Raw genomic sequence first — 22,183 nt, 5'->3', positions numbered from 1 at the left:
TATTTCCTCCTGATAAATTGTTGTTTATATAAAATATGTTTTTTACAAGTTAAATCAGTAATTTATGAAGTAGTTTTCAATTTTTTTATCGGAATGTTGGCTAAGTTTGTTAAGGAATATTTTGTAATGTATCATTATTATACTATATTTGATATGTTAGAAGTAGACTTCAAACTAAATATAAAGTTTAAAGAAAAATGTCTATATTTCTTTTTACTTACCATTGAAACATTTTTTTAAAGTCAAAATTATCTGTATATTTTTCTTCACGGTATAAAGATATATATGGAACAAAGATAACCCATTTTTCAGAACCATCCAGATAATAAAGTATGTTGAGAATTCCTGTATTATCATCTTTCGAATCATTTATTGATATACTTATACTAAAATTTCTTATGTTGCTTAGATTTTTTATGTGAGTAGCTTCTTTTTTAAATGAACCTTCTTTAGGTATTTGGCAACCTGGTACTCGAGTAATAGGGTTATATCCGATATAACTACCATCTTTATTAAATATTCTGATTCCTAAGCTCCACTCATATCCTTCCGGAATTTCAGGATAATCACACTTGATATAGTACTTGCCGTTTTCTTTAATAAATGACAATTGGTTGGCTAATTTGAGGGTAAATTCCTTAGTCTTATCCATGCTCATTCTACCGTATTGATCCACGTCGGTAACATCATTGAAAGCAATACCATCATAGTATTTTGTTGTACCGGCTAAAGGAGTTGGAAGTGGAGGAGGGGAGGCTTTAGGATCGAATTTGATATATACCGATCTAGCATTCTGATCCCAAGTGACGGTGGCACCTAAAGCTTCACTTACAAATCGGATTGGTACAAAAGTTCTGGATTCCTTTAGGAGTGCCACTGTGTCCATTTGATAGGTTTGATTATTTATTTCATAAGTTTTAAGACCGATTGTCAAAACAACTTTTCTGCTATTTAAAGTCACTGTGACTTTTTTGGCATCACCGTTCCAGTCTACATTTGCCCCCAATGCCTCACTGACAAACCTTACGGGTACTTGCGTTCTTCCGTTTTCGTCAATAAAAGGCTGGGCATCGGGGAAGTTTACTTTTTCACCGTTAACCACAACTCTAAGCGGAATTTCGGCTACTCCAACGGTTGAAGTTAGAATAATGATAATAAATACTACAGTTAAAAACTTAAAATATGTTTTTAACATACCTAGTTCCTCCTGTTAAATTGTTGTTTATATAAATATATTTATTTTAACTTAAATCAGTAATTTGTGAAAGAGTTTTCAATTTTTTTATCGGGATGTTGGTTAGGTTTGTTAAGGAATATTTTGTAATGTGCCGTTAATATAATATATTTGATGGGTTAGAGGTAGATTTTTATTTGAGTATAAGTCTAAGAAAAATGCTTATAGTCCTTTTTTACTTACCATTGAAACATTCATTAATTTCGACAACGGTTAAAACTGTATATACAAATATATATAATGATGTTTATAATATGATAAAACGGTTATAATTGAGTATAAATTCAATTTTTTATCGGTATATCGGTTTTGATTTTTAAGGAATACTTTGAAATGTTTCATTATTATAGCGTATTTTCCGGATTGATGGAATTTTATAAATTTTAGTATAAATAAAGCTTTAATTATGTAACGTAATTTAATATAATAGTTGTACAAAAGATTAAACTTATATGGAAGGATTTGGGGATGAGTAAAAAAGTTAACTTAATGTTTATAATATCTGCAATTTTGGTAGTTGCAATGGTGTTGGTGATATTTGCCTTTTCCACACAGCAAGGGGATATCTCCACTGGGACATCCAAGGAGATTTTGGACTCATTGCTTGAAAAATTGGGAATTCAAAGCTACATAGAGAAAAACGAATGGATTTATGAACACCGGAATTTTATATTCAGAAAAATTTTACACTTTTTTGAGTATGCAATATTGGCAACTTTGGTATTTATTACACTGCGTTTTGGAAACGTGAAACTGAAATATATCCCGGCAATTACAATATTGTTTACCTTTGCGGTGGCTGCAATTGATGAATACTATCAAAGCCATATTCCGGGGAGGTCACCCCGAATACGAGATGTGTTTATTGATACTTTAGGTAGCATTGCAGCTATAATTGCCATATTGCTCAGGATGAAAAAATTCAGCCGAATTAAAAAAGATGAAGTTTATTAATAAGCTCCATCTTTTTTAAATATTTGCATAATGGTTTTTAAAATAATTTTTATATCCAGCAATATTGACCACTCGTCTATATACTTTGTATCCAGTTTTACAACTTCATCAAAATCGGTTATGCTGCTTCGGCCGCTTATCTGCCAAAGTCCTGTTAATCCGGGTTTGATACTTATTCTGCGTCGGTGATAGGCTGCGTATTTACTTACTTCATCTAAGGTTGGAGGTCTTGTACCCACAAGGCTCATGTCACCTTTGAGCACATTGAAAAACTGTGGAAATTCATCTAAACTTGTTCTTCTTAAAAATCTTCCTACCCGTGTGATTCTGGGATCGTTCTTTATTTTAAACATCAGTCCTCCGCCTACTTCATTCAGGTTTGCCAGTTCATTTTTCTTTTCATCGGCATCGATGCACATGGATCGGAATTTATAAAGTTTAAACACTCTGCCGTTGAGACCTACCCTGTCTTGTGCAAAAATAACCGGACCGGGGGAGTCGATTTTAATGGCAACTGCCACAAATATGGAAATTATTCCTGTAATAAAAAGACCAACTAACGCACCGCAAATATCCATGACACGCTTTATAAAAAGCTGTATGCGGTTCAGTGAAACAGTGTGGAAGGTCAGCATGGGCAGTGTACCTATACAGGTAAGATGGGTCTTTGCTATTTTTAAGTCGTAAAGGTTGAGGACCATGCGGACAGTAATTCCCATTTCCTCGCACAGAAGTACATATTGCTCCACTTCGCCCACATAGTTCTTCGGAAGTGCAAAAACCACTTCATCTACAACATTTTCTTTGATTATTTTCTCCAAATCCTTTATGTGACCTAATACATTTTCAGATTTGACTTCTTTTGAATCCACACGGACATAGCCTATGATATTGAAATTCAGATTTGTTTTCTGTATGTAGTTTGTAAATTGGCGGGCTACACGGGGAGAACCGACAATTATCACTCTTATGGCTCTATTGGTATTCCTTGAGCCTTTTTTTATGTAAAGCCTGTAAAGCAATCTTTCCGAAAGCAGCAGCGTAAAAGTGCATACTACATAAATTATGAACAGAGCCCTGCTGAACATGGTTTCTTTGATGAAGAAAATCATTGAGGAAAGAAAGAGACTGGAAATAAACGTTGCAAATAATGAATTGCGTATTATTCTGTCAATATAGCAAAAGGTGGTGATGTCGTACATTCCTAGAGAAGCCATGCTGAACATCCAAACGGGTATAAATACAAGAAGTATCCATAAATATTCTTTTATATCCAGTAATCTGGTGAAATTTGAAGCAATAAAATAGGATACAAAATAAGATATAAGCAAGAAAAACAAGTCCAATAATAGCTGAAGAACATTGGTATAAGCCTGTTTGTTGAGTTTATGCATACTTCCCCTACCTCACTAACAATACATAATGTATTTTAACAATTTCTCTATCTCTCTCTAAAAAATGCTGTCAAAAAGATTATGTTTTTACCATTTCAAAAGCACATAACAAGAAGTGACTTAGAAGCATTGAATTAGATGCCTTTTGAAATGGTGCGACTGAAATTATAAAATTGTACCTACAAGGAATATTTTAGCACCAAAAAATAAAAAAATAAAGTAATTTATTAATAAATTGGGGGTACATTTTACTTATAGGACATGTTAACATTAGTATTGTTAAAAGAGTAAAGGACGGGCGAAGAAATGCAAACATTTTCATATAAATACATACAAAGGTTAATAGATGACATTGGCGTATATATCCACGGTATGAAGATTGTAGACCGGGTGGATGAGTTTGAATATTCTGAGGATACCGGCATTATTACAGCTACAGTACATGGTACTTATCCCTATGAAGTTGAAATTGAGATGCGCGGAAATGACAATATAAAAAGCTATCGATGCGAATGTGAGGCATTTAAATCGTGTTTTGGCGCATGCAAGCATATTGTTGCCGTTCTGCTGTATGCCAATCAATACTTTGAGGAAGAGCGCAGGAAAATGCCTTTTTTTTATGATGGCTTTCTACAGGACACAAAATACCAAAAGAATGTATTGACTGACGATAATGATTTCTATCTGCCCATTTCCCAGTTGGGCATAAATTTAAACAAAAAGAGTCAGAAAGTGAATTTATGGATTGAACAGAATATTGTGCCGGGAACAACCTATACGCCGTCATATTTGGAGATTCATTGTAAAATAGGGATTGAAAAGCCGTATAAGGTGAAGGATTTTATTGCACTGATTGAAGCAAAGAATTCAAACAAGCCTTTGTATTATGGAAAGAACTTTACTTTTGAGCCCGATACCATGTTTTTTTCCGGGGTGGACAAAGAAGTATTTGAATTCATAGAAAAACTGTACTTTAAAGAAAAATATGAGAGAGAGTTTCACAATCCTTACAGTCATTATAACAGCAGGGAGTTTGGAAGTGTAAGACCGGGCAGAGTGGTCCTTGTCGAAGAAAAAATGAAAAATTATTTGGACATAGTAAAGGACAGCGGTATTCCTGTTTATATTTTTCAAAGGATTGACAGCCCATGCAAAATACATGACGATTTGGAAATGGATATAAAAATTAAGGAAGTGGATGATTTTTTAGTATTGGAGGCGGATTACAGCAAAGATATAAAAATCATGCCTCTGACCCGGGATTTTGAACTGGTTTTGGATCCTTACAAAAGGAATATATACAGAATTTCGGAAGATAAAGCAAGGCTTCTGAAAAATATTCATAGAATACGTCTGGAGAAAAAGACGCCGGTATTTAAAATTACAAAGGCGGAGCAGCAACAGTTTGTTAGAAATTTTTTAAAGCCTTACGGAGAAAAGCTGAATGTACAGATGGATGAGAGCCTGAAAAAGAAAATGGCTCAAAAGGATTTGGTAGCAAAGGTTTATTTTGATGCAATAGAAAACGGCATTTCCGCAAAAATTGAATACTGGTACGAAGATATGGTTATAAATCCGTTAATCAGAGGGTCAAATCGGGAAGATACTTATTATATGCGTGATTTTGAAAAGGAAGAAAGGATTTTGGATTTACTTAAGTCTGCAGGTATGTATGAAAATGACGGAAGGATGGTACTTTACGATGAGGAAGAGATTGCAGAACTGTTTGAAAATAAAATTGAGCAGCTAAAAGAGCTTGCTGAGGTTTACTATTCGGAAGATTTTAAGAAAATACAGATTCGTCCCCTTAAAAAAGTGCAGGTGGGTGTAAGACTGAATACCGAATCAGAATTGCTTGAAGTGGATTTTGATATAGATGAGTTTGACGATGCCGAACTCTATAAACTTTTTCATTCGGTAAGGGAAAAGAAAAAATACTATCGTTTGAAGGACGGTACCATTTTAAGAATCGACAGCCAAGAACTTATTAATGTGGCAAAGCTTATTGACGACTTAAGCCTTGATTTGAAGCAGTTTGAGGGTGGAGTTTTGCCTCTTCCTGCAAACAGGGCACTTTTTATAGATAATTATGTCAATGAAAGAAAAATGGCCAATGTCACTAAAAATGAGGGGTTTAAGCGGCTTGTTCACGATATAACCAATCCTAAAGATATGGAATTTCCCATAGATGAAGGGCTGGCCAAAATTTTGAGAGACTATCAGAAAATCGGATACAAGTGGCTGAAAACTTTGTCCAGCTATGGTTTTGGCGGGATACTTGCCGATGACATGGGCCTTGGAAAAACTCTTCAGGTGTTGGCTTTTGTAAAGGAAGAACGTAAGAAGGACAGGCGGCCATGCCTTGTTGTTGCGCCCACGTCTTTGGTTTATAACTGGAAGTGGGAAGCTGAAAAGTTTGTTCCCGATTTAAAGGTGGAAGTTATCCACGGTACCAAAGCAGAAAGGGACAGACTCCTAAAATCGTGTGACGGATCGGATATAATAGTTACTTCCTATGGCTCCTTAAAGAGAGATATTGAGACTTACAGGAAAATGAATTTTTCCTATGTATTCGTGGATGAGGCTCAGCATATTAAGAATCCCAATACCTTGAATGCAAACAGTGTCAAAAGTCTTAAAGCCAGGGGATACTTTGCTTTGACCGGGACACCTATTGAAAATTCCTTGACGGAGCTGTGGTCAATATTTGATTTTATAATGCCCGGATATCTGATGAGCCATAACAGCTTTGTTCAGAAGTTTGAGAGACCCATTGTGCAAAATAATGACAAGGAAAAATTAAATACGCTGTCAAAGTTTATAAAACCTTTTGTATTGAGAAGGCTTAAGAATGACGTTTTAAAGGAACTGCCCGAAAAAGTTGAGAGTAAAGTAATAGCTGATATGACTTCAGAGCAGAAGAAACTGTATGCAGCATATTTGAAACAGGCTCAGAGAGAAGTGGCAGCTGAAATCAAAGCAAGAGGCATTGAAAAAAGCAAAATAAAAATTTTGGCTCTAATGATGCGATTGAGACAGATATGCTGTCATCCGGCAATGTTTATTGAGGATTACAAAGGCGGGAGCGGAAAAATGGAAGCCTTGCTTGAGATAGTGGAAACTTCCGTTGACTCGGGACACAGGCTGCTTCTGTTTTCGCAGTTTACCAGCATGCTTGAAATTATCGGAAAGGCTTTCAAAGAATCGGGAAAGAGTTACTTTTATCTGGATGGTTCGACCAAAGCCCAGGACCGCATGGATATGGTAAAAAGGTTTAACGGCGGTGAAAGGGACATGTTCCTTATTTCCTTAAAGGCAGGGGGCACAGGTTTGAATCTGACCGGGGCCGATGTGGTGGTTCACTACGATCCGTGGTGGAATCCCGCAGTTGAAGACCAGGCTACCGACCGCGCATACAGAATTGGCCAGACAAAGAATGTGCAGGTATTTAAAATTATTACCAGGGGTACTATTGAAGAAAAGATATTTGAGATGCAGGAGAAGAAGCGAGGGCTTATAAATGACGTAATTCAGCCGGGTGAAACATTCCTGACAAGGCTTAGTGAAGAGGAAATACGGGATTTGTTTCAAATTTAGAATAGTTTGACATAAAAGTGATTGTTATCCGGCAATAAAATTGTAAATGAAGTATTAAATTTTATTAAATTCTATAATTAATCATTGCTTGTTAAAAAATTATCTGATATAATATCTACCGTTATCATAATGACAGAATAATAAAAGTTGTGTTTAAGACAATATTGGCAGAAAAATTTGCAGTCATTTTCAGTATTCGAAGTGTTGACTTTGTTGGCAGTATATGGCAAGTTGGAGGTTGAATTTGCTGCAATTGCCGAGAAAATAATAGTTGACACCGATTTGCAAAATATTATATAATATAATGTGTGCTATATTTTGTTTAATTCCCAAATTAATCCACACTAATCGAAGTAGTTTAGTCTTAGCACAATTGTTACCATCGGAGGGAGGGAAATACGTGTCTGAAGTTCGAGTTAAGGAAAATGAGTCTCTCGATAGTGCTCTTAAGAGATTCAAGAGACAGTGCGCTAAAGCAGGCGTATTGGCAGAAGTAAGAAAAAGAGAGCATTATGAGAAACCCAGTGTAAAAAGAAAAAAGAAATCTGAAGCAGCAAGGAAGAGAAAGTATAAATAGTGGAGGATGGAATTATGTCTCTTAAAGACAGATTGCTTGAGGATATGAAAGCAGCCATGAGGGATAAGGATATAATTCGCAAGAACACCATCCAAATGGCTAGAGCTGCAGTGCTTCAGGTTGAAAAGGATAATAAGGTTACTCTTGATGACGATGGTATAATTGAGATTTTGGCAAAAGAGGTTAAGAAGAGAAGAGATACCTTGCCTGAATATGAAAAATCAGGTAGGCAAGATCTTATAGATAGTTTGAAAGCTGAAATTGACGTACTTTTGCAGTATTTACCACAGCAGCTGACAGAGGAAGAACTGGAAGCTATTGTAAAGGATGTTATCCAGGAAACTGGAGCAAGTTCAGCTAAAGATATCGGAAAAGTCATGCAGTCAGTTTTACCTAAAGTAAAAGGGCGAGCAGACGGAAAAATGGTAAATCAAATTGTAAAGAAGTATTTAGGATAAAAGCTCGATTCAAGTCGAGCTTTTTATTATTGGCTTTAGCCTGATTCACACGCAAAGCGTGTGAATCAAAAAACCACCCGCTATGCGGGTGCGAGACAGGAGTTATACAAAAAAATCACCTTTCCGTTATAATAGAGTTGTTCAAGCTACTATAATAACAAAAGGAAAGGTGATTTTAATGGCAAACAAAGAACACAGTTTAGCACGAACTAAATGGATGTGTAAATATCATATAGTATTTACACCTAAGTATAGACGAAAAATAATTTATAATCAATACAAACAAAGTATAAGGGAAATAATAAAACAACTATGCAAATATAAAGGAGTCGAGATAATAGAAGGACATTTGATGCCAGACCATATACATATGTTAGTAAGCATACCACCCAAAATGAGTGTATCAAGCTTTATGGGATACTTGAAAGGGAAAAGTGCACTTATGATATTTGATAGACATGCAAACTTAAAATATAAGTTTGGGAACAGACACTTTTGGGCGGAAGGATACTATGTAAGTACAGTAGGACTAAATGAAGCAACAATTAAGAAATACATACAAGAGCAATATAAACATGACATAATGATAGATAAGTTAAGTGTGAAAGAGTATGAAGACCCCTTTAAGGGGTAGTTGGTAATAAGTTCGTCCCTTTAGGGACTGCAAAAGTGACAAAGGCAAAGTGGCTTGAACGAAGTGAAAGCCAGCGTCTTTAGGCGCTGGCCGGTAACACGCCCTTATAGGGCTGAGCAAACCACCCGTTTTACGGGTGGTCATGATTATATCTTTTGAACCAAGGGATAGGGCAGTATTTTACTGCAATGAATTTGCTTTGGGAGAAAAGTAAGAATATGAAAAGAATTGTGAGTTTTATTCTTTCGGCTGTATTTTTTATAAGTTTGGTGGGCTGTTCCTCGCATAGAGGTACTGATGGGGACGTTTTGGCCGGAAATTCGGAGGCAGTTGATGAAGTCAAAGTCCAAAAGTCTGATGATACCGATACTGTTCTGCAGCCGGTATATAATGACGATTCAGACGGTAAAGAAGCTGAAGAAACTCTACAAAGTTTTAGCAGCACATATATAAGCAATGAAGTAGAAAATGAGACAGATGATAAAGCAGATAATGATGTAACTATTGGTAAAGAGGAAAAGGATACAGATTCGGAAAATAAAAATGCAATTGGTGCAGATGTTGACAGTGAAAAGGTAAAAGGTGATAAGGCAGGGCAGAAGGAAGAAGGCAGCAAAAGTACAATTAAAGAGGAGAATAAGGGTGGCGCAAAGGTTCAAAAGCATGACCTGGTTGAGCTTATTAAATTGGATGACTCCTTTGTTATTGATATAAAATATGCCACCGAGGATAATTTTGCAAAGAAGAAGATTTATTCAATGCCCCTTTGTCTTATACACAAGAATACAGCTCAAAAGCTCATTGCAGCCAATAATGAATTCAAGACCTTAGGCTACAGGATAAAAGTTTTTGATGCCTACAGGCCCTATTCCGTCCAACAGATTTTATGGGACGCAGCCGAGGACAAGTCCTATCTGGCAAATCCCAAAAAGGGGTCAAAACACAATAGGGGTGCGGCTGTGGATATTACTCTGGTAGATGAAAACGGTAAGGAACTTCCGATGCCATCCGGATACGATGAGTTTTCGGAACGGGCGCATATTAAATATAACCAGTGTGACGAGCAGTTGATAAGAAACCGTGAACTGCTGGGAGAAATAATGGTAAAGCATGGTTTTAAGCGAATCAGTACAGAGTGGTGGCATTTTGACGATACCGATGCCTTAAACTATCCCTTGTTGGATGTCTCTTTTGAGGAATTTTTACAGGAAAACCAAAATTGAAATTGTCCATATTGGCTTAAAGTACTTGTTAGCATGGGTACAAATGAATTATAATAGCACTATCGGCCTTAAAACGATGAAGTTTTTCCTATTTTTAAGGGCTGCAGACGATAAAGCTTCAAACAATATTTATTAATGCCGGAATACAGGTGATTGAATGAACCAAAGCAAACAATGGATTGTAAGCAAAATATACGAAGGAAGCGAACAGGAAAAAGTTCATAGGATATCGCAGCAATGCAAAATATCCCCGCTTCTTGCAAAAGTTTTTATAAGCAGGGGTATTGAAGAGGAAGAGTACATTAAGATGTTTTTAAATCCGTCAATGGATGATTTGTACCATCCTTTTCTGCTTAGGGATATGGAGAAGGCTGTTGACAGAATAGTAAGTGCTGTTAAAGACAGGGAAAGGATAATAATTTTCGGGGATTATGACGTTGACGGCATAACCAGTACGTCTGTTTTGTACAACTTTCTCGTAAAATGCGGGGCCGATGTGGGATATTATATACCTGACAGGCTGGAAGAGGGATATGGCTTGTCAATGGGGGCTGTCCGGAAGGTTATTGATGACGGAGCTTCTTTGATAATTACCGTTGATTGCGGCGTAACAGCCTTTGAAGAGGTTGAATATATAATTGACAATAATACGGATATAATTATTACCGACCATCATGAGTGCAAGGAAGAGCTGCCTAAAGCCTATGCTGTAGTAAATCCCTGCAGGCATGATTGTGAGTATCCTTTTAAGGAACTGGCCGGAGTGGGTGTGGCCTTTAAACTGGTACAAGCCCTGGCAATTAAAATGGAACTTAAAGACCCATCGCCGGATTATATGGATCTTGTGGCTTTGGGAACGGTTGCGGATGTTGTTCCGCTTGTAAGCGAGAACAGGATTATTGTAAAGTACGGCCTTAAAAAGATTGAAAATACTCTAAATAAAGGGCTTAAAGCTCTTATGGAGGTTTCGGGAGTCAAGGACAAGGAGATTTCGTCCTATACCGTTGGCTTTGTTCTGGCGCCAAGACTAAATGCTGCAGGAAGGATGGGAGATGCAACAAGAGCGGTAAAGCTATTGACTACCGACGATGAGAATGAGGCCGCTGCTATTTCAAAGGAATTGAATGAACAGAATATTTACCGCCAGGAAACTGAACAGGAGATACTTTCTGATGTATTGAGCAGGATAGAAAGCAGTGTTGATTTAAAGAAGGAAAAAGTTATAGTTGTCTGGGGCGAAGGATGGCATCACGGTATTATAGGTATTGTGGCCTCAAGAGTGGTTGAAAGTTTTCACCGTCCCTGCCTTTTGATAGCGGTGGAGGATGGACTGGGCAAAGGCTCGGGCAGAAGTATAGAGGGTTTTAACCTGTTTGAAGCACTGACCCACTGTGCAGGTCTGCTTGAGAAATTTGGAGGCCATGAGCTGGCAGCAGGACTTACAATTAAAGAAGAGAATATTGAAGAACTGAAAAAATCGATAAATGAATATGCCGATAAGCTATTGAAGGATTCGGATTTGATTCCGAAAATCAAGATTGATGTTGAGGTAAAAAAGGAAGATATTTCGTTGGACAGTGTAAGAGAACTGGATTTGCTTTCACCCTTTGGCGTGGGTAATCCAAGTCCGGTCTTTGCTTACAAAAACCTTGTGATTGAAGATATAAGGACAGTTGGCAGTGACAGGCATGTAAAGCTGAAGCTTAAGGATAGTGATAGCTTTATTGATGCTATAGGTTTTAACAGAGGTTATCTTGCTGAAATTTACAGTAAAACCGATGTTATCGATACGGCATGTTCTTTGGAGATTAATTCATGGAACAATACCGAAAACGTACAGCTTAATATAAGGGATTTAAAGGTCAGTGAGGATATACTTGTTCAAAACAGGTTTTACTATAGTTTGGACAAGGCTGTTGACTTTACCTGCCTTTATGATGAGAACAGTGCAGATGAGTTCCTTGAGAATATTACAAAAGTAGAGAATTTGCAAGGTTTTAGACGGGATTTTTATGAAGGCAGAAGAACAGTAATCCTTGTAAATTCAATAAACAGTCTGAAATCCCTTACCTCTGCTTTGGACGGCATAAAAGTCCGGTATTGTACAGCTTACAATACATCGGACAGTGTTGATGACGGGGATGTATGTATTTTGGTAAATCCAAAGCCCGAAAAGTTCGATGCCATACCTTTTAACAGGGTGGGTATATTCGGTGAGTGGATTTCAAAATGTTATCTTTATAATATAATTAAGAGGATTGACTTAAGCAAATTATTTATTTTGGATAAAATCTGTTTTAAGGTTGATGAAAGTGATATAATTGTGGAAAGACAAGATATGGCTATAGTTTACCGGTATTTAAGGAATAATTTTAATGGCAGCGGTATTATTGATGATTTGTTCAAATTTGCCCGTTCTGTTTCGCAAAGTTGCGGCAGAAATATTAACTACTTTAAAGTAAAAAGGATTCTTGACACCTTTGAAGAATTAAATTTATTAAAAAAATCGGAACGCGGCAAATACGGTATGGAAGTATCAATAATTGATACGAATGGGAAAAAAGCTGATCTTGAAAGTTCGGCTATTTTTCAAAGTTTTAAAGCTTTTAAGGAACGGATTCAGGCCGTTTAAAATAATTTATGGGATAAAAGTGCTTTAGACAAAAGAAGTTAAGGGGAAAGGGTATATGAATGGTTTAAAATCCCTAAAAACCCCTGACAATAAAAACAGGAGGAGAAATTATGGATTTAAAATCAAAGCTTAGAGAGGTGCCTGATTTTCCGAAAGAAGGTATAAATTTTATTGACATTACCACTGTGCTGCAGGATGCCGAGGCATTAAAGCAGTGCATAGATCAGATGACGCAAGAAGTAAAAAGCTTTGGAGATTTTGATATGATCGTCGGACCTGAATCAAGAGGCTTTATATTTGGAACGCCAATAGCCTATACCTTGGGAAAAGGTTTTGCACCGATAAGGAAGAAAGGAAAGCTTCCGTATAAAACCATAGGTGTGGAATATGAACTGGAATATGGCACAGATACATTGGAAATGCATATTGATGCTATAAAAAAGGGAGATAAAGTGGTCATAGTGGATGACCTTCTTGCCACAGGGGGCACTACACAATCCAATATCAAGCTGGTAGAGCAGCTTGGTGGAGAAGTAGTGGGGATTGTGTATTTTATTGAGCTTTCCTTCCTAAACGGCAGAGAAAAATTAAAAGGATACGAAGTTAAGTCTATTGTGCAATACTAATTATAAATTGACTTGTTGTTAATGAGAAAATTATTTTTGGAAATGAAGTCTTAAGCTAATGAAGGCTGAAGATTTGTTTTTGATATTCCGAATGTTTTGGTTTTGGGGGAATTGTTAATGGATGATGGTTACAGCCGTCTTATAAAAAAAATAAGTAAATACAACAGCAATTGCGATTTTGAATTGCTGGAAAAAGCTTATCAGGTGTCAAAGGAAGCTCACAACGGTCAGCAGCGAGTTTCAGGGGAGCCTTTTATCATGCATCCCATGGAGGTTGCAAATATTCTGGCTGAACTGGAACTTGACTGTACTGCTATTGTTGCTGGTATTTTACATGACACAATTGAGGATACTACTTATACTTACGAACAGCTCAAAGAGAAGTTCGGAGAAGAAGTGGCATTGCTTGTAGACGGTGTAACCAAGCTTGGTAAGATTCCCTATACCACAAAAGAGGAACAGCAGGCGGAGAACTTAAGAAAAATGTTCCTTGCCATGTCCAAGGATATCAGGGTAATTCTCATTAAGCTGGCTGACAGGCTTCATAATATGAGAACCCTTAAATATATGTCTCCGGAAAAGCAGATTGAAAAAGCAAAGGAGACTTTGGAGATATATGCTCCCATTGCACACCGGCTTGGAATATCGAAAATAAAATGGGAACTGGAGGATTTGAGTCTCAGGTATCTGGATCCTAAAGGGTATTATGACCTTGTAGATAAAATCGCAAATAAGAGAAGGGAAAGAGAAGCGTATATTGAAAAAATCCTTGCAACGCTCAAGGAAAAAATTTCGGAGTTGGGTATACAGGTGCGTTTGGACGGAAGGCCAAAGCATTTCTACAGCATTTACAGAAAAATGCAGCAGCAGAACAAGACTTTGGACCAGATATACGATTTGTTTGCCTTCAGAGTTATAGTGGATACCGTAAAGGACTGTTATGCTGTATTAGGGCTTGTACATGAGATATTTAAGCCTATGCCGGGAAGGTTCAAGGATTACATTGCCATGCCCAAGCCCAATATGTATCAGTCACTGCACACTACGGTTATAGGGCCTGACGGTGTTCCCTTTGAAATTCAGATCAGGACCTGGGAAATGCACAGAGTAGCAGAAGTGGGAATCGCAGCCCATTGGAAATATAAAGAAGGTAAAAGCGGCGGCGGATATGAGAACAAATTGGCATGGTTAAGGCAGCTTTTGGATTGGCAGACCGATACCCGTGACCCCAATGAATTTATGGAAACATTGAAGATTGACTTGTTCACCGACGAAGTTTTCGTTTTCACTCCCAAAGGGGATGTAGTCAGTCTTGCTGCCGGTTCCACGCCCATAGATTTTGCCTATCTGATACACAGTGCCATCGGTAACAAGATGGTTGGGGCAAAGGTAAACGGTAAAATTGTTCCCATTGAGTATGAACTGAAAAACGGAGATATAGTTGAGATTCTGACTTCTTCAAATGTTCACGGACCAAGCCGTGACTGGCTGAAGATAGTAAAGACATCCCAGGCCAGAAATAAGATTAATCAATGGTTTAAGAAGGAAAAGAGAGAGGAAAACATAATCAGAGGTAAGGAAATGCTTGAAAAGGAACTCAAAAAGCAATCTCTTACCTTTGCTCAGTTATTTAAACCAGAATGGGTTGATATTCTGCTTAAGAAATATACTTTCAGCTCCATGGATGATCTATATGCAGCGATTGGTTTCGGTGCAATGACTCCAAATAAAATTATATCCAGGCTTAAGGAAGAGTACAGGAAAACTCTGAAAGCCGAGGAACTTGCACAACAGGTAACCGAAGATGCTTCTCAGCAAAAACTTAAACATAAAAGAAGGACTATTCCTGAAAATGGAGTTATTGTTAAAGGGATTGAAAACTGTCTTGTGAGAATATCAAGATGCTGTAATCCTGTTCCCGGTGACGAAATAATCGGTTATATAACCCGTGGAAGAGGAGTTTCGGTTCACAGGAAGGATTGTCCCAATGTAACAAATACTATAGACGGAGATACAAGACTTATAGAGGTTGAATGGTATACTGCAAATAATGTAGCTTACCACGCAGAGATAACGGTGCTTGCCAACGACAGAACTGCTTTGCTTATGGATATAACAAATGTTATAGGTGAGGCAAAAATTCCTCTTAAAGCTATAAACGCAAGAACTACAAAAGACCAGGTGGCAGTGATGAACCTTACAATAGAGATAACAAATACCGAGCAGCTTGAGAAGATTATCAAAAAAATCAGGAGAGTGGAAGGAGTATTTGAAGTTACAAGAAACAAGCAATAACGGGATATGTTTAAAAAAGTTTGTTAAACAAACTTTTTTTAATAGAACAGCATAAGGAGAGGTATTGTAAGATGCGTGCAGTTGTTCAGCGGGTTACCGGTTCTAAGGTGACTGTTGACGGAAATGTGGTAGGAGAAATTCAAAAAGGTTTAAATGTGTTGTTGGGAATAGGCCAGGATGACACCGACAAGGATATTGAATATGTGGCCGATAAGATAGTAAATTTAAGGATTTTTGAGGACAGTAACAATAAAATGAATTTATCCCTGTTGGATGTAAAAGGAGAACTTTTGGTAGTATCGCAGTTTACATTATACGGCGACTGCAGAAAGGGAAAAAGGCCAAGCTTTGACAAGGCAGCAAGGCCCGAAGCTGCCGAGGCCATATACAATAAATTTTTGGATTATTTGAAAAAGTATGATATAAAGGTGCAGACGGGAAAATTCCAGGCAATGATGATGGTGGAAATACAAAATGACGGTCCTGTCACGCTGTTAATTGACAGCAAAAAAGAGTTTTAAATTTTTTAATCAGTATAAATTAACGGATTGATATTTAAAAATATAAGGGTAATTTTAAATTTTCAGCTTTAAGGAGAGAGTGGAAATGGATGTAAAGTGCTTTGACAAAGGAATTTTTGACTCGAACTGTTATGTTGTTTGGGAAGGCGGCGAAGGTATCGTTATAGACGCAGGAGTTCCCTATGAACCCATTATAAAGTTTATTAATGAGAATAATATCAGCATTAAATATATAATTCTTACCCATGGACATTTTGACCATGTTTATTATGCTTCTAAGCTCAAAGAGGAAACCGGTGCAAAGATATTGATACATAAGGATGACAATGAAATGCTGCCAAAACCTGAGTGGAACGGAACCGAGTTTTTCGGAGATCCGGTGTCCTTTGAATTAGCCGACGAAACGGTGGAAGACAAAGACACAATTACAGTGGCAAACTTTAAGTTTGAAGTAATTCATACACCGGGGCACACTATGGGAAGTATATGTCTTAAGATTGAAAATAAACTGTTCAGTGGTGATACTTTGTTCCGGTTAAGCTGTGGTCGTACTGACCTTCTTGGAGGAAATCAGGAGGATTTGGATAACTCATTCAGAGAAAAGGTTTTGAAGCTTGATGACAATACCTTAGTATATCCGGGGCATGGCGATTCCACGACTATTGGCTTTGAAAGGTTTAGCAATCCCTATGTGAAATATTTGCTGAAAAAATAATGGGATGGAGACAGGTAAGTGATTTATTTAAAAATAGAAGGACATGATTATCAATATGGAATTGACGATATATTAAAGCTGTTTTTCAGAGATGAAACTATTTTGCCGGTTCAGGAGGATGACATAAACTTCCGGGATGGAATTTTTATTAAGAATGCCATTGAAAGAAGAGAAATTGACGGCAAAATTGTTTTTGAGCTCAGTACAAGCATTAGGGATTCTAAAGGAGAGGTAAGCAGTTTTTCCCTTGATGTAACCGAAATTGTGAAAGAGTCTAAGGAAAGCCGTGAAGCCGAAAAGGTTTTAAAATGGGAGATAAAACGGCAGCTTTATAAAGCTTTGGTTCAATATACCAAAGAAGAAATGCCCTGGGGAATGCTTACCGGAATAAGGCCTGCCAAGATAGTGCATGAGATGCTGGATAAAAATTTCGGCAAAGAGCAGATTATGGAACAGCTTAAAAACTATTATTATTTATCGTCAAAAAAAGCTTCCTTAGTTTACGATGTTGCACTGTCGGAAAAGGCTATTTTGGATAATACCGGGCCGAATATGGTAAGTCTGTATATTGGCATACCCTTTTGTCCCACCCGCTGTTTGTATTGTTCTTTTACTTCCAATCCCATAAAGAAATATGAGAAAATGGTGGAAAGCTACATTGCGGCGTTAACCAGGGAGATAAGAAGTGTTGGGGAAATGCTGAGGGACAGGGATTTAAAAATACAAAGCATTTATATTGGAGGGGGAACGCCTACTTCAATTGATGTCCAGTATTTGGGAAAGCTTTTGGAGGAGATTGAGAAAAATTTCTGTTTCGATTTTGTCCAGGAGTATACTTTGGAGGCAGGAAGGCCCGATTCCATAACAGTGGAGAAGCTTGAAACCATTGCTAAAAGCAAGGTGAACAGAATCAGTATCAATCCGCAGACCATGAAGGATGAAACCCTTTTGAGAATTGGGAGAAGTCATACCTCTGATGACATTATTGAAGCTTTTAAACTGGCAAGGAAGTTTAAGTTTGACAATATCAACATGGATATTATCGCAGGCTTGCCCGGAGAAAAGCTGGACGATTTTCTGTTTACTTTAGAGGAAGTTAAAAAATTATCTCCTGAGAATATTACGGTACACACTATGAGTATAAAAAGAGCATCGAGACTTAATGAAGAACGGAACAATTACAGCCTTACCGAAGGTACAGAGGTGGCAAGAATGGTGGATGCTGCCTATGATATTATAACCGGCATGGGCTTAATACCTTATTACTTGTACCGCCAGAAGAATATCCTGGGGAATCTCGAAAACATAGGTTATGCAATGCCGGGAACTGAAAGTATCTATAATGTGCAGATAATGGAAGAGAGGCAAACCATTTTTGCATTAGGTGCGGGAGCTGTAACCAAAGTGGTCTATCCTGAAGAAAACAGGATTGAAAGGATTTTTAATGTAAAAAATGTTGAGGAATATGTGTCAAGAATTGATGAGATGATACAAAGAAAAAAGGACATGGAGTAACGCCTTTTCTCAGAAAGAATAGTCTTGACAATTACATTTTATACCGTTAAAATTATATTTACTAACTCATTCACAAAGGCGTGAAGGAGTATATTTAAGGTGCGGGAGCGTTCCGTGGCATTATTATATTCGCAATATAATATTGCTAACTTAAGGAGTTTGTAAAGTTTATACTTACCTTTAAAAACGATGAAGGGGAAAAGTAGCCAATGCTGCCTTAAGGGAGAGTGTATCGTGACTGGGAGTACACTTAGGATACGGTTGAGCGAACGAACACCCTGGAGTTGGTTAGTTGAAAGTTCTAGGACGATTAGATTAATCCGTATGTCCTGCGTTATAAGGACTTTAAGTGGGCAGGAATCCATTCTTGCTCAGTAGGGTGGTACCACGGGAATAATACCTCTCGTCCCTGACAAGTTGTCAGGCGGGAGGTTTTTATATTATATTATTATATTGTGAAAGTGTATAATAAATAAAGGGCTTTTATAGCAATATGACAATTTAAAAAACATCTTCTCCTCAAGGCTGAGGAAAGATGCTTAAGCCAACGGAGGCTAAAATATCGAAATATTTTGGAGGTAATTATGTTGATACAAACACCAAAGGGAACTAAGGACATTCTGCCGTCAGAAGTATACAAGTGGCAGTACATAGAAAAAAAGATTTCTGAACTGTGTAAAAGTTTCGGTTATAGGGAAATCCGCATTCCGGTTTTTGAATATACCGAACTCTTTACGAGAAGTGTGGGAGATACTACCGACATTGTTCAGAAGGAAATGTATACTTTTCAGGACAAAGGCGGAAGAAGCCTAACTTTAAGACCTGAGGGTACGGCAGGGGTTGTACGAAGCTATATTGAGAACGGAATGGCATCCTGGCCAATGCCTGTTAAGCTGTATTACAATATTACCGCTTACAGGCAAGAAAATGTGCAAAAGGGAAGATACAGGGAATTTCACCAGTTTGGTGTGGAATGCTTCGGTTCGAAGGGGCCTTTGGTTGACGTTGAAATTATAAGCATGGTGAGCATGTTTTTAGACAAGTTGGGCATAAAAGACGTGGAACTTAATATAAACAGTATAGGGTGTCCGAATTGCAGGGGTGAGTACAACAAAAAGCTGTTGGAGTATTTTAAGCCTCATCTGGACAATTTGTGCGGTACCTGCAAAAGCAGGTATGAACGAAATCCTTTAAGGATCATCGACTGCAAGGAGGAAAAATGCAAGGTATATACAAAGGACGCACCGGCACTTCTCGATAATTTGTGTGAAGAGTGCAAAGAGCATTTTGAAGGTTTGAAAGAGGGACTTGAAAATCTCGGTATCAAATATAACATTGACAAAACTATAGTCAGAGGCCTCGACTATTATACCAAGACAGTGTTTGAGTTTGTGTCGAAAAATATAGGAGCGCAGGGAACTGTGTGCGGCGGCGGAAGATATGACGGGCTGATTAAAGAGTGCGGTGGTACTGATACACCGGGAATTGGTTTTGCCATAGGTTTGGAAAGGCTGCTTATGGTTATGGCGGGCCAGGGAATAGAAATACCGAATCCTGATCCTGTTGATGTTTATATTGCCACCATTGGTGAAAAAGCGCAGAAATATGCCCAGAAACTTGTCTATAGAATACGGCAGGAAGGATTTAGTGCTGAGACCGATTTGATGGACAGAAGTGTTAAAGCCCAGATGAAATATGCCGACAAACTAGGGGCGGTTTATTCTCTGGTTATCGGTGACAATGAAGTCGAGAGCAACAAGGCCGTTTTAAAAAATATGCTCACGGGAGAGACTAAGGATATAAGTCTGGATACTCTTATAGAGCGTTTGAAGATGTAAATTGTTCATTATTTTATATATTGGAGGAATGACTATGGGTGAATCGATTTTCGGGATGAAAAGGACACATAGATGTGCGGAAATAAATGTTTCAAATGTAGGCCAACAGGTTACTGTTATGGGATGGACTCAAAAGAGAAGAGACCTTGGCGGGCTTATATTTGTTGACTTGAGAGATAGAAGCGGGATAGTTCAGTTGGTGTTTAATAATGAAATAGACAGTGAAGTATTTAAGAAGGCTGAGAGCATTAGAAATGAATATGTTTTAGCCGTTACGGGAGAAGTTGTAAAAAGAGATCCCGAAACAATCAACCCTAAACTGCTCACCGGAGAGATTGAAATTATTGCAAAGGAGCTCCGTATATTGAGCACTTCCGAAACACCACCCTTTTATATTGAGGAAGACACCGATGTCAATGAAGCTTTGAGGCTGAAATACCGTTACCTCGATTTGAGAAGACCTGATATGCAAAGAAATCTGATATTGAGGCATAAAATTGCAAAAATTGCCAGAGATTATTATGACCAGCACGGGTTTTTGGAAATAGAAACACCTATGCTTACAAAGAGTACACCGGAAGGAGCAAGAGACTATTTGGTGCCAAGCAGGGTGCATCCGGGAAAATTCTATGCACTGCCCCAATCACCTCAGCTTTTCAAACAGTTATTAATGGTTTCGGGGTTTGACCGGTACATGCAGATAGTAAAGTGTTTCAGAGATGAGGACTTAAGAGCTGACCGGCAGCCGGAATTTACCCAGATAGACCTTGAAATGTCCTTTGTAAATGTGGAAGATGTGCTTGAAATAAATGAAGGATTTATTGTGAAGGTTTTTGAGGAAGCATTGGGCATAAAGCTGGAGACACCTTTCATAAGAATGCCTTATCAGGAGGCAATGGACAGATTCGGAACCGACAAGCCGGATATCCGATTCGGACTGGAACTTGTAAATGTTTCCGATTTGGTTGAAAACTGCGGCTTCAAAGTGTTTGCCGATGCCGTTAAAAATGGAGGCAGTGTCAGGGCTATAAATGCAAAAGGCGGCGGAAGACATTTTAGCAGAAGGGAAATAGATAGTCTGGTTGAGTTTGTAAAGACTTATAGAGCCAAGGGATTGGCATGGATTGTGGTAGAAGAGAATGAACTTAAGTCTCCTATTACCAAGTTCTTTAACGATGAAGAAATTAAAGCGATTCTTGAGAGAGTTGCGGCAGAACCCGGGGATTTAATCTGCTTTGTTGCCGATAAAAACCAGGTGGTTTACGATGCGTTGGGCCAGCTTAGGCTTGAAATAGCAAGAAAGATGGACCTTATAGACGAGAGCCAGTTCAAATTCCTTTGGGTAACTGAGTTTCCGCTGCTTGAGTATGATGAGGAAGAGAAACGTTATGTGGCAAAGCACCATCCGTTTACATCGCCTATGGATGAGGATATCAAGTACCTTGATACCGAACCGGAAAAAGTAAGGGCAAAGGCTTATGACATTGTATTAAACGGAACAGAGATAGGCGGAGGCAGCATAAGAATACATGACCAGGCTCTTCAGTCAAAAATGTTTAAACTTTTAGGATTTACTGAAGAACAGGCATGGGACAGATTCGGATTCCTTCTTGAGGCGTTCAAATACGGAACACCTCCTCACGGTGGTCTGGCTTTCGGGCTTGACAGGCTTGTAATGCTTATGGCCAGAAGAAGCAGTATAAGGGACGTAATAGCATTTCCGAAAGTACAGAATGCTTCAGACCTTATGACGGGAGCACCGGATGTGGTTGAGGATAAGCAGATTGAGGAACTTCATATAAAGCTGAGCGGGCAGTAAATATATTGTTGTTGAATATTGAAAGAAAGATTTTTGCTTTCTGTTGGGCAAATTGGAGGAATACCCTTGTCAGACTGATTAATTTCAGTTGACAGGGGTTTTTTATGTTAATATTTATCGGCGATAGGTTATTGTTTACTTGAAAAAATTA

At 38.0% G+C, this 22,183-nt stretch carries 17 protein-coding genes and 1 other annotated feature; of the genes, 15 read left to right on the top strand and 2 right to left on the bottom strand.

Annotated features, from left to right (window positions below; all coding sequences use genetic code 11):
• Nucleotides 1-217: 217 nt before the first annotated feature.
• Nucleotides 218-1,195, bottom strand: coding sequence for a copper amine oxidase N-terminal domain-containing protein (locus CLOCL_RS13675; protein ID WP_014255897.1), 978 nt, complete (start codon nt 1,193-1,195; stop codon nt 218-220).
• A 507-nt stretch (nt 1,196-1,702) separates the two neighbouring features.
• Between CLOCL_RS13675 and CLOCL_RS13670 the strand changes: the two genes are divergently transcribed.
• Nucleotides 1,703-2,188 carry a VanZ family protein gene (locus CLOCL_RS13670; RefSeq protein WP_014255896.1) on the top strand — a complete coding sequence of 162 codons (486 nt, stop codon included), beginning with the start codon at nt 1,703-1,705 and terminating at the stop codon, nt 2,186-2,188.
• Here the strand turns inward: CLOCL_RS13670 and CLOCL_RS13665 are convergent.
• Complete coding sequence (locus tag CLOCL_RS13665; RefSeq protein ID WP_014255895.1) at nt 2,185-3,582, bottom strand: sugar transferase; 1,398 nt, start codon at nt 3,580-3,582, stop codon at nt 2,185-2,187. The genes CLOCL_RS13670 and CLOCL_RS13665 overlap by 4 nt on opposite strands.
• 306 nt (nt 3,583-3,888) lie before the next feature.
• On the opposite strand from CLOCL_RS13665, the gene CLOCL_RS13660 reads away from it, so the two are divergent.
• The 14 genes from CLOCL_RS13660 to aspS all read left to right on the top strand — a co-directional run bounded on the left by CLOCL_RS13660 (nt 3,889) and on the right by aspS (nt 22,032).
• Nucleotides 3,889-7,179, top strand: coding sequence for a DEAD/DEAH box helicase (locus CLOCL_RS13660; RefSeq protein WP_014255894.1), 3,291 nt, complete (start codon nt 3,889-3,891; stop codon nt 7,177-7,179).
• A gap of 177 nt (nt 7,180-7,356) precedes the next feature.
• Nucleotides 7,357-7,479, top strand: a complete 123-nt coding sequence (locus CLOCL_RS23550) for a hypothetical protein (RefSeq protein ID WP_257194945.1) — start codon at nt 7,357-7,359, stop codon at nt 7,477-7,479.
• A 100-nt stretch (nt 7,480-7,579) separates the two neighbouring features.
• Nucleotides 7,580-7,756, top strand: coding sequence for a 30S ribosomal protein S21 (gene rpsU / locus CLOCL_RS13655; protein ID WP_014255893.1), 177 nt, complete (start codon nt 7,580-7,582; stop codon nt 7,754-7,756).
• Between the two features lie 14 nt (nt 7,757-7,770).
• A complete protein-coding gene (locus CLOCL_RS13650; RefSeq protein WP_014255892.1) occupies nt 7,771-8,214 on the top strand; it encodes a GatB/YqeY domain-containing protein in 444 nt (147 codons plus the stop codon).
• 178 nt (nt 8,215-8,392) lie between these two features.
• Nucleotides 8,393-8,848, top strand: a complete 456-nt coding sequence (gene tnpA / locus CLOCL_RS13645) for an IS200/IS605 family transposase (protein ID WP_014253709.1) — start codon at nt 8,393-8,395, stop codon at nt 8,846-8,848.
• A 218-nt stretch (nt 8,849-9,066) separates the two neighbouring features.
• Complete coding sequence (gene ddpX / locus CLOCL_RS21175) at nt 9,067-10,071, top strand: D-alanyl-D-alanine dipeptidase (protein WP_014255891.1); 1,005 nt, start codon at nt 9,067-9,069, stop codon at nt 10,069-10,071.
• Between the two features lie 157 nt (nt 10,072-10,228).
• Nucleotides 10,229-12,703 carry a single-stranded-DNA-specific exonuclease RecJ gene (gene recJ / locus CLOCL_RS13635; RefSeq protein WP_014255890.1) on the top strand — a complete coding sequence of 825 codons (2,475 nt, stop codon included), beginning with the start codon at nt 10,229-10,231 and terminating at the stop codon, nt 12,701-12,703.
• A 110-nt stretch (nt 12,704-12,813) separates the two neighbouring features.
• The gene (locus CLOCL_RS13630; protein ID WP_014255889.1) at nt 12,814-13,329 is read left to right on the top strand and encodes an adenine phosphoribosyltransferase; all 516 of its coding nucleotides are present in this window, start codon (nt 12,814-12,816) and stop codon (nt 13,327-13,329) included.
• Nucleotides 13,330-13,446: 117 nt separating this feature from the next.
• The gene (locus CLOCL_RS13625) at nt 13,447-15,624 is read left to right on the top strand and encodes a RelA/SpoT family protein (RefSeq protein ID WP_014255888.1); all 2,178 of its coding nucleotides are present in this window, start codon (nt 13,447-13,449) and stop codon (nt 15,622-15,624) included.
• Between the two features lie 71 nt (nt 15,625-15,695).
• A complete protein-coding gene (gene dtd / locus CLOCL_RS13620; protein WP_014255887.1) occupies nt 15,696-16,145 on the top strand; it encodes a D-aminoacyl-tRNA deacylase in 450 nt (149 codons plus the stop codon).
• An 85-nt stretch (nt 16,146-16,230) separates the two neighbouring features.
• A complete protein-coding gene (locus CLOCL_RS13615) occupies nt 16,231-16,860 on the top strand; it encodes an MBL fold metallo-hydrolase (protein ID WP_014255886.1) in 630 nt (209 codons plus the stop codon).
• Between the two features lie 18 nt (nt 16,861-16,878).
• Entirely contained in the window at nt 16,879-18,375 is a 1,497-nt protein-coding gene (gene hemZ, locus CLOCL_RS13610) for a coproporphyrinogen dehydrogenase HemZ (RefSeq protein ID WP_014255885.1), read from the top strand.
• Nucleotides 18,376-18,555: 180 nt separating this feature from the next.
• Nucleotides 18,556-18,789: a binding site (T-box leader), on the top strand.
• Between the two features lie 170 nt (nt 18,790-18,959).
• The gene (gene hisS, locus CLOCL_RS13605; RefSeq protein WP_014255884.1) at nt 18,960-20,213 is read left to right on the top strand and encodes a histidine--tRNA ligase; all 1,254 of its coding nucleotides are present in this window, start codon (nt 18,960-18,962) and stop codon (nt 20,211-20,213) included.
• A 34-nt stretch (nt 20,214-20,247) separates the two neighbouring features.
• Complete coding sequence (gene aspS, locus CLOCL_RS13600; RefSeq protein WP_014255883.1) at nt 20,248-22,032, top strand: aspartate--tRNA ligase; 1,785 nt, start codon at nt 20,248-20,250, stop codon at nt 22,030-22,032.
• The last annotated feature ends 151 nt before the right edge of the window (nt 22,033-22,183 follow it).

Source organism: Acetivibrio clariflavus DSM 19732, from assembly GCF_000237085.1.
GTDB lineage: Bacteria > Bacillota > Clostridia > Acetivibrionales > Acetivibrionaceae > Acetivibrio > Acetivibrio clariflavus.
Note: the sequence above shows the minus strand (reverse complement) of the source record. Positions and strands in the feature narration are given on the sequence as shown.

Coding starts and splice junctions, on each gene's coding strand:
- recJ (WP_014255890.1), top strand. CDS start 10,229: ATGAACCAAAGCAAACAATGGATTGTAAGCAAAATATACGAAGGAAGC.
- CLOCL_RS13665 (WP_014255895.1), bottom strand. CDS start 3,582: ATGCATAAACTCAACAAACAGGCTTATACCAATGTTCTTCAGCTATTA.
- tnpA (WP_014253709.1), top strand. CDS start 8,393: ATGGCAAACAAAGAACACAGTTTAGCACGAACTAAATGGATGTGTAAA.
- dtd (WP_014255887.1), top strand. CDS start 15,696: ATGCGTGCAGTTGTTCAGCGGGTTACCGGTTCTAAGGTGACTGTTGAC.
- CLOCL_RS13670 (WP_014255896.1), top strand. CDS start 1,703: ATGAGTAAAAAAGTTAACTTAATGTTTATAATATCTGCAATTTTGGTA.
- aspS (WP_014255883.1), top strand. CDS start 20,248: ATGGGTGAATCGATTTTCGGGATGAAAAGGACACATAGATGTGCGGAA.
- CLOCL_RS13615 (WP_014255886.1), top strand. CDS start 16,231: ATGGATGTAAAGTGCTTTGACAAAGGAATTTTTGACTCGAACTGTTAT.
- ddpX (WP_014255891.1), top strand. CDS start 9,067: ATGAAAAGAATTGTGAGTTTTATTCTTTCGGCTGTATTTTTTATAAGT.
- hisS (WP_014255884.1), top strand. CDS start 18,960: ATGTTGATACAAACACCAAAGGGAACTAAGGACATTCTGCCGTCAGAA.
- CLOCL_RS13660 (WP_014255894.1), top strand. CDS start 3,889: ATGCAAACATTTTCATATAAATACATACAAAGGTTAATAGATGACATT.
- CLOCL_RS13650 (WP_014255892.1), top strand. CDS start 7,771: ATGTCTCTTAAAGACAGATTGCTTGAGGATATGAAAGCAGCCATGAGG.
- CLOCL_RS13630 (WP_014255889.1), top strand. CDS start 12,814: ATGGATTTAAAATCAAAGCTTAGAGAGGTGCCTGATTTTCCGAAAGAA.
- CLOCL_RS13675 (WP_014255897.1), bottom strand. CDS start 1,195: ATGTTAAAAACATATTTTAAGTTTTTAACTGTAGTATTTATTATCATT.
- CLOCL_RS13625 (WP_014255888.1), top strand. CDS start 13,447: ATGGATGATGGTTACAGCCGTCTTATAAAAAAAATAAGTAAATACAAC.